Here is a 14716-nt window from a genome sequence, read left to right as displayed (position 1 = left end):
GAGTATTTTTGTCAAATAAATTGACTGTTTTCTGATCGCTGTCGCGCAGCAAACATCGCCGCTACTTTTTACAGACTATCCTTAACAAGAGAAGCGTAATGACGCTAAACGCGTTTACCGATAACTGGGTGCCGGTGTCGCCGGTGTTTCAACACCGGGGCGGCAACGGATAGGAGTTTCGCCATGGTCATTGTTCATCATCTCAATAACTCGCGTTCGCAGCGCATTCTGTGGTTTCTGGAGGAGCTGGGCGTGCCCTACCAGGTGCAACGCTACGAGCGCGACCCGCAGACCATGCTGGCGCCGCCGGCGCTGAAAAAGATCCACCCGCTGGGTAAATCGCCAGTGATCGTCGATGGCGATCTGACGCTGGCGGAATCCGGCGCCATCATCGAATATTTGCAAGAAGCCTATGACGCGCAGGGGATGTTCATGCCGACCGACTTCCACGCGCGCCAACAGTATCGTTACTGGTTGCACTACGCCGAAGGATCGCTGATGCCGCTGTTGGTGATGAAGCTGGTGTTCGGCCGCCTCGGCCAGCCGCCGATCCCCTGGGTGCTGCGGCCGGTGGCCGGTGCGATCGGCAAGGGCGTGCAGCGCGAGTACCTCGATAAGCAGATCGCGCCGCACTGCGAGTACCTTGAGCAGCACCTGAACAAGGGCAGCTGGTTCGTCGGCAACGAGTTCAGCGCGGCGGACATTCAGATGAGCTTCCCGCTGGAGGCGATGGCGGCGCGCGGCGCGTTGGACAATTGCCCGAAATTGCGCGGCTTCCTGCAGCGCATTCACGCCCGGCCCGCTTACCAGCGGGCGCTGGAGCAAGGCGGCCCTTACGACCTGCTGAGTTAACCGCATGGGCTATACTCGATGGGGTCATTCTTCATCGGAGGTAGCCCATGACTACGCAAATCTTCGTTAACCTGCCCGTTCGCGATCTGCCCGCCTCGATGGCGTTTTTCACCCAACTGGGTTTTAGCTTCAACTCGCAATTTACCGACGATACCGCCGCGTGCATGGTGGTCAGCGACAGCATTTTCGTGATGCTGCTGACCCACGACAAATTCAGGATGTTTACCCCGAACCCGATCGGCGACGCCAAACAGGCCACCGAGGTACTGTTGTGCCTGTCGCAACCCAGCCGGGCGGCGGTGGACGAACTGGTGCGCAAGGCGGTCGCCGGCGGCGGCAATACCTACCACCAGCCGCGGGACTACGGCATGATGTATGGCCACGGTTTTCAGGATCTGGACGGCCATATCTGGGAGCTGATGTACATGGATCCGGCGGCGTTACAGGCGCAATAACCTCGCCGTGAATGATTTCACCGGGGCGCCAGCCGCCCCCGTTTTACCGCGCAGGCACCATTCCCGTCTCTTTCTGCATAAATTGCCGCGATCTTTAGTTGATTAGACGCTATGGAAGGCAGGATAATCGTTTGCCTTGAATAAACCACCATAAATCACCCGTACCGCGCGCTGCGAGTTAAACGTTTGCCTTGGTGCGCATCGCTGTTGGCGATGCGACGGGAGGGCAGGGAAGCGGAACGTGACGTAAACGATTACGTGGCGATCAGGCGCGGGCGAGATTACAGGCCTGCTGCGACGGGCCGATTCATGAAACACAGGGGACAGTAACCTATGTCGAACTCTCAAGCGAACCACGCCGCAAAACCAGCCGGCGGGCTTGATGGCTATTTTAAAATTTCCGCGCGCGGCAGCAGCGTGCGGCAGGAAGTGGTGGCGGGGCTGACCACCTTCCTGGCGATGGTGTACTCGGTGATCGTGGTGCCGAGCATGTTGGGCAAGGCGGGTTTCCCACCGGCGGCGGTGTTCGTTTCCACCTGTCTGGTGGCCGGGCTGGGATCGCTGCTGATGGGGCTGTGGGCTAACCTGCCGATGGCTATCGGCTGTGCGATCTCGCTGACCGCCTTCACCGCCTTCAGCCTGGTGCTGGGCCAGCACATCAGCATTCCGGTGGCGCTGGGCGCGGTGTTCCTGATGGGCGTGCTGTTCACCGTTATCTCGGTCACCGGCATTCGCGCCTGGATCCTGCGCAACCTGCCGATGGGCGTGGCGCACGGCACCGGCATCGGTATCGGTCTGTTCCTGCTGCTGATCGCCGCCAACGGCGTCGGCCTGGTGGTGAAGAACCCGCTGGATGGCCTGCCGGTGGCGCTGGGCGCGTTCACTTCCTTCCCGGTGGTGATGACGCTGGTGGGCTTGGCGGTGATCTTCGGCCTGGAGAAGCTGCGCGTGCCCGGCGGCATTCTGCTGGTGATCATCGCCATTTCGGTCATCGGCCTGATCTTCGACCCGGCGGTGAAATACCAGGGGCTGTTCGCTATGCCGAGCCTGGCGGACGCTGATGGCAAATCATTGATCTTCAGCCTGGATATCATGGGCGCGTTGCAGCCGGTGGTGTTGCCGAGCGTGCTGGCGCTGGTGATGACCGCGGTGTTCGACGCCACCGGCACCATCCGCGCGGTGGCCGGGCAGGCCAACCTGCTGGATAAAGACGGGCAGATCATCAACGGCGGTAAGGCGCTGACCTCGGACTCCCTGAGCAGCATCTTCTCCGGCCTGGTGGGCGCCGCGCCGGCCGCGGTCTATATCGAGTCCGCCGCCGGCACCGCCGCGGGCGGCAAGACCGGCCTGACCGCCACCGTGGTCGGCGTTCTGTTCCTGCTGATCCTGTTCCTGTCGCCGCTGGCCTATCTGGTGCCGGTCTACGCCACCGCACCGGCGCTGATGTACGTCGGTCTGCTGATGCTGAGCAACGTCACCAAGCTGGACTTCAACGACTTCGTCGATGCGATGGCCGGCCTGCTGTGCGCGGTGTTCATCGTACTGACCTGCAACATCGTTACCGGCATCATGCTGGGCTTCAGCTCGCTGGTCATCGGCCGCATCTTCTCCGGGGAATGGCGCAAGCTGAACATCGGCACCGTGCTGATCGCCGTGGCGCTGGTGGCGTTCTACGCCGGCGGCTGGGCGATTTAATCACCTCATATTTCCCTCGCCCGTCGGGCGAGGGAAACTGTCACGGCATTTCCCTTCTTAAGATAAGTCTTCTTCTGCTCTGCACCGCGTTTTGAAAGGCACAACAAGCTTTAACGGCTGTAAAAAAAGTGATCTACTATCGGGACCAACGCAGGCCCTGAGCCGATGTCGTCTGAATCGTAGAGTCTAAGGAAAGCATGGAAATCTTTTTTACAATCCTCATTTTGATCCTGGTGGTCTCCCTGTCCGGGGTGGTGACGCGCATGTTGCCGTTCCAGGTGCCGCTGCCGCTGATGCAAATCGCCATCGGGGCCCTGTTGGCCTGGCCGCATTTCGGGCTGCACGTCGACTTTGATCCCGAACTGTTCCTGGTGCTGTTCATTCCGCCGCTGCTGTTCGCCGACGGCTGGAAAACGCCGACGCGTGAGTTCCTGCACCACGGGCGTGAAATTCTCGGCCTGGCGCTGGTACTGGTGTTGATCACCGTGGTTGGCGTCGGCTATCTGATCTACGCCATGGTGCCGGGCATTCCGCTGGTGGCGGCCTTCGCGTTGGCGGCGGTGCTGTCGCCGACCGATGCCGTGGCGCTGTCCGGCATCGTTGGCAAAGGGCGCATTCCGAAGCCGATCATGGGCGTGCTCGAGGGCGAAGCGCTGATGAACGACGCGTCCGGCCTGGTGTCGCTCAAGTTCGCCATCGCGGTGGCGATGGGCACCATGGTGTTCACCGTCGGCGGCGCGACCCTGGAGTTCCTCAAAGTGGCGATCGGCGGCCTGCTGGCCGGCGTGGCGGTTACCTGGACCTACAGTAAATCGCTGCGGGTGATGAGCCGCTGGAGCGGCGACGATCCGGCGACCCAGATCGTGTTTCTGCTGCTGCTGCCGTTCGCTTCTTACCTGATCGCCGAACATATCGGCGTCTCCGGCATTCTGGCGGCGGTAGCGGCGGGGATGACCATCAGCCAGTCCGGCGTGATCCGCAATGCGCCGTTGGCGATGCGCCTGCGAGCCAACAGCGTCTGGGCGATGCTGGAATTCGTGTTCAACGGCATGGTGTTCATCATGTTGGGCCTGCAGCTGCCGGGCATTCTTGAGACCTCTATCCTGCAGGCAGAGCTGGATCCGACGATCCAGACCTGGTACCTGTTCGCCGACGTGGCCACCATTTACGCCGCGCTGCTGGTGCTGCGTTTCACCTGGCTGTGGGTGATGAAAAAGACCAGCAACCGCTTTATGAAAAAGCGTCCGCTGCAGTTCGGCGATTACAGCACGCGCGAGCTGTGGGTGGCGTCGTTCGCCGGGGTGCGCGGGGCGATTACCCTGGCCGGTGTGCTGTCGATACCGCTGTTGCTGAGTGACGGCACCGCCTTCCCGGCGCGCTATCAGCTGGTGTTTATCGCCGCCGGGGTGATCCTGCTGTCGTTGATCGTCGGCGTGCTGGCGTTGCCGCTGCTGCTGCGTGGCGTGCAGGTTACCGACAAGAGCGCCAGCAAGCAGGAGGAGCGCCTGGCGATCGCCATGGCGGCCGAAGTGGCGATAGAGAGCGTGAATAAAATGGAAGAACGCCTGGTCGCCGATACCGAAGAAAACCACGATCCGCAGGTGTTGAAAGAGATCAGCTCGCGGGTGACGGGTATGCTGCGGCGGCGCATCGCGTCGAAAGACGACATCGAGAATGCGCTGGCGATGGAAAACCTCGAGCGGCGTTTCCGCCTGACGGCGCTGCGCGCCGAGCGCGGCGAGCTGTATCACCTGCGCGCCACGCAGAAAATCAGCAACGAGACGCTGCAAAAATTGTTGCACGATCTCGACTTGCTCGAAGCGCTGTTGATCGAGCGAGAAGGGTAAACCTCAAAGGTGGAATAAACGTTTTTCCTCTTTATTCCTGTCCCGAAGGGCCGCCTGTGCGGCCCTTATTTTTCGGCTATTTGAGCGGCGGCCAGTAGTCGCGGCAGCAGGCGATCCAGGCCTGCGCGCTGTGCGACAGATAGCTGCCCTGGCGCCAGATCAAGCCAACCCGCCATTCCATGCGCGGCTCCAGCGGCAGCCAGACCAGGTTTTCCTTATCCAGCCAGCGGCAGACCGGCTCCGGCAGCATGGCGATGCCCACGCCGGCCTGCACCATCGAGGCGAGAAAGTCCCATTGGCCGCTGCGCACCGCGATTTGCGGTTCGAAACCGGCCTGGCGAAACGCTTTCATCAGCATCTTGTACAGCGCGAAGTCCTCGTTATAAATCAGGATCGGGCTGTCGGCCAATTCGGCGATATTGATGCGGGTGCGGTTGAGCCACTGCGGCGTGCGCGGCGCCACTACGCACATCGGGTGGCCCAGCAGCGGCAGAAAGGTCAGCGGCTGTTCCGAATCGAAGGGCAACACCGTCATCGCCAGATCCAGTTCGCCGGACATTACCGCCTGTTCGACCGACAGCCCGCCCAGCTCGGAAATTTTCAATTCGATACCGGGGTAGGTTTGGCGAAAACGGCGGATCAGATCGGCGATCTGCCTGCCGACCATCGGCGGAATGCCCAGCCGCAGCACGCCCTTTTTCACCGAGCCGATGTCTTCCAGCTCCGCCTCCAACTGGCGGAATTCGTCGAGGATGGTCAGGCCGCGTTGATACACCGCCTGGCCGCTGTCGGTCAGGCGCAGTTTGCGGCCTTCGCGGATCAGCAGCGTGCATTCCAGCTCCTCTTCCAGATGCCGCAGCATCTTGCTGATGGTGGGCTGGGTGACGAACAGTTTTTCCGCCGCGCGGGTGAAGCTTTGCTGGCGCACCACTTCAACGAAGTAGCGCAGGGTGCGGACATCCACGTTAGGGTTCTCCTTGGGGACGCTACCGGCGGGAAACTATTCCCGGACGGCATGATGCCGATAATTTTAATTCATTTCAGGCGTGGTTTCCCGGCTGCGTATACTGTAGGCCGTCAATTTATTGTTTGAGGTCATCTTTCATGTCCCTGGCGTTACGCCGCGTTGCCCCCTCCCTGCTGACCCGTTTGCAGGTGCCGATTCAGGTGGCGTTGTATGCGGCGCTGTTCCTGATCGCCGATCGTCTGGTGCAACAATTCCACCTGCCGCTCCCCGCCAATATCGTCGGCATGCTGATGCTGTTGGCGCTGATCCTGCTGCGCATTCTGCCGCTGAACTGGGTCAAGGCCGGTTCCCGCTGGCTGTTGGCGGAAATGCTGTTGTTTTTCGTGCCGGCGGTGGTGGCGGTGGTCAACTATGCCCAGCTGCTGATGGTCGAGGGATGGAAGATTTTTCTGGTGATCGCGGTCAGCACCATGCTGACGTTGGGCGCCACCGGCCTGGTGGTGGACAGGGTGTATCGGCTGGAGATCTGGCTGCAGCGGCGGAGACAGCGCCATGAATGATTTTATCCTCAGCCTGGCCTGTTTTCTGGCGACGCTGGCGCTGTACTTCGCCAACAAGAAACTCTATCGCCGCCATCGCACGTTGCTGCTGATGCCGCTGGTGCTGACGCCGATGATCCTGGTGCTGCTGCTGGTGGTCACTCATATCTCCTATCAGGACTATATCGGCGAAACCCACTGGCTGCTGTGGCTGTTGGGGCCGGCGACCATCGCTTTCGCGGTGCCGGTGTACGAGAACCTGCATATCATCCGCCGCCACTGGCTGTCGCTGACCGCCGGAGTAACGACGGCGGTGCTGGTGGCGGTATACAGCTCGGTGTGGCTGGCGCGCCTGCTGACGCTGCCGGAAGAGGTGCAGCGCAGCCTGGCGGTGCGTTCGATCACCACGCCGTTCGCGCTGGAGGCTGCCAAGCAGATGGGCGGGCAGCCGGATCTGGTGGCGCTGTTCGTGGTGATCACCGGGGTGTTCGGTATGGCGGTGGGCGACATTCTGTTTCTGCGTCTGGCGGTGCGTAGCCGCCTGGCGAAAGGGGCCGGGTTTGGCGCGTCGTCGCACGGCGCCGGCACCGCCCGCGCTTATGAACTGGGGCCGCAGGAAGGCGTGGTGTCGAGCCTGGTAATGATGCTGGCCGGCATTATCACGGTGGTGGCCGCGCCGCTGATTGGCCGGCTGATGTGGTAAGCGGGAATGATGGTCTGCGGCGCACTGCGCCGCAGACCGCATAATCTCAGCGGAGGTCGCCGAGCATCGCCGGTGTGTGGGATGATTCTCGCAAGGCGCGCCCGATTTCCTCGTGACTGAAGATGATGGAGTGATGATTGCAGGGCAGTGGATGCACCTGCAGATGTTGGCTGATTGCCGATAACCCATTGTCGGCGATCGCCAGCAGCTCCTGCTCATCGCCCAGACCGGCGATATTCAGGTTCGCATCTTCGGTCGCTTTGAACAGGGTGATGCGCGCATGTTGCAGCGGTGCGCTGAGCGTTTGCTTCGCCAACGCCAGCTCCGTCGGCTCTGCCTTCAGCGCTCGCTCGGCGGCTTCGCCATCGATGCCCAGCATGGCCAGCATCGCCGCCAGCATGCCCGGCTCGCTGCGGATTTGGAACGGGGTGTGGTAGAAGGTATCGAGTAAAAATAGCTGGATGTCGCGATAACCCTGACTTTCCAGTTGAGCGGCCATTTCCAACGCGATCACCCCCCCTAACGACCAACCCAACAGACGCACGGGGCGTGCCGGCGACAGCCGCATATGGCCGAGGTAGTACGCCGCCAGCTCGCGCAGTGAAGTGATGTGCGGTTGCTGGAACAGGTTGTAATTATTGATGCCGAAGACATTGAAATCTTTCTCTAAATAGCTCGCCAGGTCGCGATAAACATCGCAGCCGGTGACGGCCGGGTGGATCATCCAGACGTTGTTGGCGCCGATAGCGCGGTTGAGACGCTCCACCTGCTTAAAGGTAAAGCTGGCCTGATTCAGGCGCGTCAGCAACTGCTGCAGCGGCTCGGAGGTGGCCGGGGCCGTTGCGGGCGCGCCGTCGGTGAGGATACGCGCCTGGCCGCGGAGCGTCGGGTGGGCAAACAGCGTTTTGATGCCTAGCGAATGCCCGTATTGCTTCAGTTTGACCAACAGCTGAATGGCGTGCAGCGAATGGCCACCCAGCGCGAAGAAGTCGTCGTCACGGCCAATGCGCGCGGTGCCGAGCAGCTCACTCCACAGCTCGGCCAGCCGTTGCTCCAGTTCCCCCTGCGGGGCTTCGTAAGGCGCGGCATCCTGGATGGCGGCCGGCGCCGGCAAAGCTTTGCGATCCAGTTTGCCGTTGGGCGACAGTGGAAAGGCATCCAGTCTGATAAAGCTGGAGGGCACCATAAAGTCCGGCAGGTGCTGCTGCAGCTGCCGACGCCATTCGGCGGTGCCGGCGGTTTGATCGGGGGCGATGACATAGGCGACCAAGCGTTTGCCGCCGCTCTCGTCTTCCCGCGCCAGGATCGCGGCGTCTTCAATGCCTGCGCACTGTCTGAGCTGCTGTTCGATCTCGCCCAATTCAATGCGCAGGCCGTGAATTTTGACCTGGAAATCATTTCTGCCCAGATATTCGATGTTGCCATCCGGCAACCAACGCGCCAGATCGCCGGTTTTATACAGGCGCGCCCGTGGATCGAGGCTGAAAGGATCGGCGATAAAGCGTTCGGCGCTCAGCTCCGCGCGGTTCAGATAACCGCGGGCGACCTGAATGCCGCCGATATGCAATTCACCGGCGACGCCGGGCGGCAGCGGTTGCAGTTGGCTGTCCAGAATATGGAGCTGAGTATTGGCGATCGGTTTACCGATCGGCACCAGAGGACGTGGATCATCGGGCAGACATTGCCAGCTGGAAACGTCTACGGCGGCTTCTGTCGGGCCGTAGAGGTTGTGCAGTTCCGCCTGTGGCAACTGCTGCAGGCAGCGTTGCACCGTGGCGAGCGGCAATGCTTCGCCGCTGCACATGATGCGCTTCAGGGTGCCGCACTGCGCCATATCGCCGTGGCGCAAAAACAGTTGCAGCATCGAGGGCACGAAATGCAGCGTGGTGACGCCGTGTTGCGCAATGCAGGCGCTGAGATAATCCGGTTCCTGGTGGCCACCCGGTTTGGCGATGGCCAGCCGGGCGCCGACCATCATCGGCCAGAAAAACTCCCAGACCGAGACATCGAAGCTGAACGGTGTCTTCTGCAGCACGACGTCACCCGGCGTCAGCGGATAGGCCTGCTGCATCCACAGTAAACGGTTGATCACCCCGCGATGCTCGTTCATCACCCCTTTGGGTTTACCCGTCGAACCGGAGGTGTAAATCACATAGGCCAGGCTGCGCTGCGGATCGGCGGCCAGCGGCGGCGGGTTGCTCTCCGACGCTTGCCGCCACAGATAACTTTCGCGCTGCAGGTGCAGCCGCGGCACGGCGATGTCGCGCAGGGAATGCAGAGCATGTTCGCCGCCATCATCGATCAGAACGAATCTGGCGCCGCAATCTTGCAGCATGTGGCGCAGACGGTCTTGCGGATAGTCGGGATCGAGCGGCACATAGGCGACACCCGCCTTCAGTATGGCGTACAGCGCGATCACCATGTCCGGACTGCGGTTGACGCATACCGCGATGCGATCGTCGGGCTGCAGGCCCTGCAGCCGAAGAAATGCGGCCAGGCGGTTAGCCCGCTGATTCAGCTGTTGATAGCTGATCTCGTGGTTTTCGTCGCACAGCGCCGGTGCCTCCGGCGTCAGCGCGGCCTGTCGCTCTAAGAATTGATGTACGCCTTGCGGCATGTCCGCCCACGTTTGCCGGGTATTATTCCATTGGTGGAAGATTTGCTGCCTTTCCTGCGGCAACAACAACGGCAATTGCCCCAGCGGCAATGCCGGATCGCCCTCCAGCAGCGTGTCCAGCAGTTGCAATAGGCGGGTGGCGATACGTTCACCGTCTTCCGGGCTGAACCAGGCCTGATTGAGGTTAAACTCCAACAGCGGATCGTCGCCCGGATGGTAATGGCGCAGGTAAATGCTGATGGGTTGTTGTTCCTGACCGTGGTGCAGGCTTTCAACCTTGAACGGGCTGCCTTCCAACTCGATGTCGGTCGGGAACGTCTCCAGTGAAAAGCTGATGTCGAACAGTTGGCGCCGCCCCTGTTGATGCAGGTTTAAGCGGCGGTTGAGTTCGGCGATAGGGAAACGCTGGTGGCGATAGCATTGGCGCAGCTCGCCGCCGATTTGTCGCAGCAAGTGGCCGAAGGGCTGTTGTGGATCCACCGTGATGCGCAGCGGGATCATCGAGGAAAACATGCCCAATGTCTGCTTATGCTCGGCGGTGCTGCGGTTATGTACCGGCACGCCCAGAGTCAGTTGGTCGGTTTGCCAAATCCGCGCGAACCAGGTGGCCAGCAGGGCGCTCAGAAAATGCATCGCAGACCCACCCTGCGCGGCGGCGTATTGCTCCAACTGAAGGAAGCGCTCGCGTGGCAAACGCTTGGTTATCTGGCTGCTGGGATAGGTGTGCTGCTCGCAGTGATTTTGGCGGCGCTCCAGCAGGGAGGGCGGCGCGTTGGTGAAGCGTTCCAACCAAAAATCGCGGTCGCGCTCGTAGCGCGGCGACTGTTGATAGGTTCGATCGCTGATGACGAAATCTTGATAGCGCGACCCGGTAGCTTCGCTTTTTTCCCCTGCTTTTAATTGCTTGTAGCGATCCATGATCATTTTGCTCAGCAGGGAGATCGAAGTACCGTCCGCAATCAGGTGATGGGCGGCGAGCAGCCATAGCGTGCCGGATTCGCTGATTTTAACCAGATGGCAGCGCCAAAGCAGGCCGTCATACAGTGAGTAAGGCTGCAGGAATTGGGTGCGCAGGTGTTCTTCTGCCTGGCCGGCGGCATTTTGCCGCTGTGAGAAATCGTGGTAGTGCAGGTCGATGTAGGCCTGAGCGCGGGTTTCCTGAGTGATGCCTTGCGGCGTCTCTTTCAGCGTGGTTTGCAGCGCATCATGTTGTTGCTGTATTTGCCGTATGGCTTCTTGAAACAGCGGCAGCGAAATCTCGCGCGCTACGCGCCATAAACACCCCACGTTATATAAGGGGATGTCGGGGTTTAAAGATTGGTCGAGCCATACGGCTTGTTGCACGGTCGTCAAGGAATAAGCGGACACGGAACCACCTCCAAAAATAAGGAATTAATCGGCTTAAATAAAATGAGCAGTCGCCAAGCACTCGAACATTATAAAAGGTGGTTATTAAGTTGGCCTGTTTTTACATTAAATATTTTTAATGGTTTTGCGGGATTATTTAGAATTAATTTGTTTCTGGATTAATGATTTCGTATTAATCACTATATAAACTAATTATATGATATTTATTTGTATGGGGATTAATCATGGGTGAAGGCTGCTGTGGGTGGGTTTGTTGAATGGGGGAATCCATACATGTGATTGTTTTTTCTTTGTTTGCGTATGGATAAAGAGAGGGGGGCCACCAGGGGAAGTGGGCGGGAGAAAATGGTGGCACATTTGGCAGGGTATGGATTATCGGTTATCTGGAGAAGCTAACGGACTGAATCATAAAAAATTATAAAGAATTTCTTATGTTATATTATTCTAAATACAATAATAGATACGCTCTTATTACGGGTTTATGCATTGCTATATCTTTAATGTTGCTATTAACAGTTATGCCAGTGTGACGATTAAATTAAGTTGGGATGAATAATCCGTTATTTGGCAATTAATCGATTAACTTTAATGAGATGATAAACACAGGGAATTGCCGTTGATTATTATTCGGCATGAAAAACCGCAGCGAGAGCCGTGTCTCGCTGCGGCGGTGCTGCCCCGATTGCAGGGAAATAGGGCGTTATCCGGCGGCGGCGGTCTTGATCAGCTCCACCACCAGCGGCGAAAGCGCGCCGCGCAGCGCGCTGCGCTCTGACTGGAACAGTGTGGCGGCGTAAAAACGCCGGCCCGGCAGCTCGATAGCGCGCACGTCGCCTTCGGCGTCGTGGCCGCTGATGATCAACGGATAGCGCTGCAGATCGGCGACGAACTCTGGATTAACGCCGAAGTTGCAGTGGTAGCCTTCATGGCTGTTCAGGCTGCCGTAGGCCTGTGCGGCACGGGTGCCGGGTTGGAAAACGATGTCGCCGGTTTTTTCCACCAGCGAGCAGCTCAGCGGGGCGATCACCAGCCGGCCGCCGCTGTCGGTTTCCGCATGGCCGGCGTCGTGCCAGCCCATCACGTTGCGGGCATACTCGACGATGGCGTATTGAAAACCGCCGCAGGAGCCGAGGAACGGCACGTCGTTCTCCCGCGCATGGCGGATCGCCATAAAGGCGCCGTCGTCATAACGGTACGGGCTGCCCGGCACCACCCAGATGGCGTCGAAATCTTGCAGGGCGTTGGGGGAGGTCAGGGTTTCGGTCGGCAGCCACTGGGGTTGCACGTCGATGTCGAGGTGGGCGGCGGTGAGCTGGAGCGCCACGGGGATGGCCTGATGGGCCACGGCTTGCGGGTTGTAATCACCGACCAGAGCAATGCGGACTTGAGCTTTCATCATTTCCTTTCCTGTGCGGGTAAAAAAGGAGATTACAGGAAAGCGGGCTTTTGAGCCGCCGCTTTTTGCAAGCGGCGCACAAAAAAGCCCGGCGCAGGCCGGGCGGGGAAGTGAGGGCAATCAGTACAGCGAAGGCGCGCCGACCGGCCGGGTTTTGAAACGTCGGTGCAGCCACAGATACTGTTCCGGCGCCCGCATGATCTCTTTCTCGATCACTTTGTTCATGTAGGCTGCCGCTGCCTGTTCGTCGCTGAGCGGGTAGTCTTCCAGCGCCGGCTGAATCAGCAGATCGTAACCGCGGCCGCATTCGCGGCGGATCAGCACCACCGGCACCAGCGCCGGGTTGGCCATGCGCGCCAGCATAAAGGTACCGCTGGTAGTGGCGGCCTGATCGACGGCGAACAGCGGGGCGAATACGCTGCCGCGCGGGCCGTAGTCCTGATCCGGCGCAAACCACACTGCTTCGCCGCGCTTGAGTGCGTGCACCATGCCGCGCAGATCCTTGCGATCGATCATCGCCTTGTTGGAACGCATGCGGCCCTTGGTCTGCGCCCACTCCATCGCCTTGTTGTTATGCGGGCGGTACATCGCCATCATCGGCTGGCACAGCCCCATCGCCCGGCCGCCCAGCTCCAGCGACATAAAGTGCACGCCGATCACCAGCACGCCGCGCTTGTCACGCTGAGCCGCTTTGAGGTGATGGATGCCGGAGACGTTGAACCAACGTTTGACGCGTTTATCCGGCCAAAACCAGGCCATGCCGGTTTCCAGCAGGCCCATGCCGAGGGATTCGAAGTTGCCCACCACTTTGCGCTCGCGCTGCGCGTCGTCCATCTCGGGGAAGCACAGTTCAAGGTTGCGGCGGGTGATGGCGACGCGGCGCTTGAGAAAACGCATCGAAGTGCGCCCCATCCATACCCCTAACCGGTTGAGCAGCGGGTAGGGGAGCTGTACCAGCAGGAACAGCAGGGCCAGACCAAACCAGGTCAGCCAGTAGCGCGGGTGCAGCAGGGCCAGTTGAAATGCTTTTGCAGGCTTCATAGGAACTCGTTTTATGCGTTGTTAAAGGGGGTAGCACCTGTAACGCATAAAGGATCCACTCGATAGCGATACAACACTCAGACACCCGGGCACGACCAGGGTTTAGTCAGGATTCCATAATTGACTAAACATTTACATTCGAAGGGCGGTTTGCGCTGCTATCAGGCTTCGGAGGGATAGCTGTTGGCCAGCGGAGGCGGCTCTAGGAATGCTTATGCTAGCACAGGGTACGGGGTACAAAGGAAGAGGGGCATGCGAATATTCTCATTCGCGTTGCCCCAGAGTTGAAGATCGGCGCGGTTTACAGGCTGGGGAGGATGATTGCGGCGAAAATTGCGGCGATCACCAGCCATTTCAGCAGGTAGTAACCTCGGCGATTGCGTGCTTTCAGGCGCTGGCCGGCGTCGCGCACCGCGTTGACGTACTTGAAGATGCGGTTGATGCCGCCGGTGCGGTCCTGGTCGTCGTTCGGCGAGCTGGCCGCCGACATCAGCGTGGCGCCGACCCAGTGGTTGACCGCCTGCGCCCAGCGCCATTTCATCGGCCGCTCGACGTCGCAAAACAGGATGATGCGCGTCTGGTCGGTGGCGTTCTGCGCCCAGTGCACGTAGGTTTCGTCGAAGATCACCGCCTGGCCGTCGCGCCAGCTGTGTTGCTCGCCGTCCACTTCGATGAAGCAGCTATCGTCGTTGGGGGTCATCAGCCCCAGGTGATAGCGCACCGAACCGGCGTAAGGGTCGCGGTGTTTACCCAGATGGCTGCCGGCCGGCAGTTCGGCGAACATCGCCGCCTTGACCGACGGAATGCGGTTGAGCAACTCGACGGTTTGCGGACACAGCGTTTGCGCTGAAGGGTGGCTGTCGCTGTACCACTTCAGATAAAAACGTTTCCAGCCGCGTTTGAAGAAGGTGTTGAACCCGGCGTCGTTGTGCGACTGCGCTTTTTTGATGTGATCCTGCAGGCGCACCGCTTCTTCGCGGATCACCTGCCAGTTGTCGGTCAGCGTTTGCAGTTCCGGGAAGCCTTTCTCGTCGAAATAGGGCTGTTTGGCGGGCAAACGGGAGAAACCGGTCATAAACATGTTGATCGGCCCCATGAACGTGGAGTGATCGAACAGTTGGCGGGTCACCTTTTGTTTCTCTTTGCCGCGGGAGTGGGCATAGAGGAAGCTGATGATGAAAATGCCGATGATGATGACGGCAACCATAGAATCCATCCCTGTTAGTACTTGTTAAA

General features: G+C 59.8%; 11 protein-coding genes. 6 read left to right on the top strand and 5 right to left on the bottom strand.

From position 1 onward, the window contains the following. The first annotated feature begins 183 nt into the window (after positions 1-183). The 4 genes from BHU62_RS11225 to BHU62_RS11210 all read left to right on the top strand — a co-directional run bounded on the left by BHU62_RS11225 (position 184) and on the right by BHU62_RS11210 (position 4849). The gene (locus BHU62_RS11225; protein WP_073532078.1) at positions 184-852 is read left to right on the top strand and encodes a glutathione S-transferase family protein; all 669 of its coding nucleotides are present in this window, start codon (positions 184-186) and stop codon (positions 850-852) included. 47 nt (positions 853-899) lie between these two features. Beyond that, entirely contained in the window at positions 900-1307 is a 408-nt protein-coding gene (locus BHU62_RS11220; protein ID WP_073532077.1) for a VOC family protein, read from the top strand. 333 nt (positions 1308-1640) lie between these two features. Further along, entirely contained in the window at positions 1641-3002 is a 1362-nt protein-coding gene (locus BHU62_RS11215; protein WP_073532076.1) for an NCS2 family permease, read from the top strand. Between the two features lie 197 nt (positions 3003-3199). Continuing rightward, positions 3200-4849, top strand: a complete 1650-nt coding sequence (locus tag BHU62_RS11210) for a Na+/H+ antiporter (RefSeq protein ID WP_073532075.1) — start codon at positions 3200-3202, stop codon at positions 4847-4849. A gap of 76 nt (positions 4850-4925) precedes the next feature. Here BHU62_RS11210 and BHU62_RS11205 read toward each other — a convergent pair whose 3' ends face one another. Further along, positions 4926-5813 carry a LysR family transcriptional regulator gene (locus BHU62_RS11205; RefSeq protein WP_073532074.1) on the bottom strand — a complete coding sequence of 296 codons (888 nt, stop codon included), beginning with the start codon at positions 5811-5813 and terminating at the stop codon, positions 4926-4928. 140 nt (positions 5814-5953) lie between these two features. On the opposite strand from BHU62_RS11205, the gene BHU62_RS11200 reads away from it, so the two are divergent. Together BHU62_RS11200 and BHU62_RS11195 are read left to right on the top strand one after the other, a co-directional pair. Further along, positions 5954-6376 (top strand): CidA/LrgA family protein, encoded by a 423-nt coding sequence (locus tag BHU62_RS11200; RefSeq protein ID WP_073532073.1) that lies wholly within the window; start codon positions 5954-5956, stop codon positions 6374-6376. Beyond that, positions 6369-7058: an LrgB family protein gene (locus BHU62_RS11195; protein WP_073532072.1), complete on the top strand. Its 690-nt coding sequence runs from the start codon at positions 6369-6371 to the stop codon at positions 7056-7058. The genes BHU62_RS11200 and BHU62_RS11195 overlap by 8 nt, the downstream gene beginning before the upstream one ends. Positions 7059-7104: 46 nt before the next feature. Here the strand turns inward: BHU62_RS11195 and BHU62_RS11190 are convergent, their stop codons facing one another. The 4 genes from BHU62_RS11190 to lpxO all read right to left on the bottom strand — a co-directional run bounded on the left by BHU62_RS11190 (position 7105) and on the right by lpxO (position 14687). Further along, complete coding sequence (locus BHU62_RS11190; RefSeq protein WP_073532071.1) at positions 7105-11043, bottom strand: non-ribosomal peptide synthetase; 3939 nt, start codon at positions 11041-11043, stop codon at positions 7105-7107. A gap of 700 nt (positions 11044-11743) precedes the next feature. Further along, on the bottom strand, positions 11744-12439 hold the full coding sequence (locus tag BHU62_RS11185; protein WP_073532133.1) for a CTP synthase: 696 nt from the start codon (positions 12437-12439) through the stop codon (positions 11744-11746). A gap of 120 nt (positions 12440-12559) precedes the next feature. Next, a complete protein-coding gene (gene lpxP, locus BHU62_RS11180) occupies positions 12560-13480 on the bottom strand; it encodes a kdo(2)-lipid IV(A) palmitoleoyltransferase (RefSeq protein WP_073532070.1) in 921 nt (306 codons plus the stop codon). A 301-nt stretch (positions 13481-13781) separates the two neighbouring features. Further along, positions 13782-14687 (bottom strand): lipid A hydroxylase LpxO, encoded by a 906-nt coding sequence (lpxO, locus tag BHU62_RS11175; protein ID WP_073532069.1) that lies wholly within the window; start codon positions 14685-14687, stop codon positions 13782-13784. Between the last annotated feature and the right edge of the window lie 29 nt (positions 14688-14716).

It is taken from the genome of Serratia marcescens (assembly GCF_001902635.1).
Classification (GTDB): Bacteria; Pseudomonadota; Gammaproteobacteria; order Enterobacterales; family Enterobacteriaceae; genus Serratia; species Serratia marcescens_F.
Note: the sequence above shows the minus strand (reverse complement) of the source record. Positions and strands in the feature narration are given on the sequence as shown.

What these genes read in the sequence shown, in the direction of transcription:
- BHU62_RS11225 (WP_073532078.1), top strand. Translation starts at nt 184, where the DNA reads ATGGTCATTGTTCATCATCTCAATAACTCGCGTTCGCAGCGCATTCTG.
- BHU62_RS11185 (WP_073532133.1), bottom strand. Translation starts at nt 12,439, where the DNA reads ATGAAAGCTCAAGTCCGCATTGCTCTGGTCGGTGATTACAACCCGCAA.
- BHU62_RS11215 (WP_073532076.1), top strand. Translation starts at nt 1,641, where the DNA reads ATGTCGAACTCTCAAGCGAACCACGCCGCAAAACCAGCCGGCGGGCTT.
- BHU62_RS11195 (WP_073532072.1), top strand. Translation starts at nt 6,369, where the DNA reads ATGAATGATTTTATCCTCAGCCTGGCCTGTTTTCTGGCGACGCTGGCG.
- lpxO (WP_073532069.1), bottom strand. Translation starts at nt 14,687, where the DNA reads ATGGTTGCCGTCATCATCATCGGCATTTTCATCATCAGCTTCCTCTAT.
- BHU62_RS11220 (WP_073532077.1), top strand. Translation starts at nt 900, where the DNA reads ATGACTACGCAAATCTTCGTTAACCTGCCCGTTCGCGATCTGCCCGCC.
- BHU62_RS11210 (WP_073532075.1), top strand. Translation starts at nt 3,200, where the DNA reads ATGGAAATCTTTTTTACAATCCTCATTTTGATCCTGGTGGTCTCCCTG.
- lpxP (WP_073532070.1), bottom strand. Translation starts at nt 13,480, where the DNA reads ATGAAGCCTGCAAAAGCATTTCAACTGGCCCTGCTGCACCCGCGCTAC.
- BHU62_RS11200 (WP_073532073.1), top strand. Translation starts at nt 5,954, where the DNA reads ATGTCCCTGGCGTTACGCCGCGTTGCCCCCTCCCTGCTGACCCGTTTG.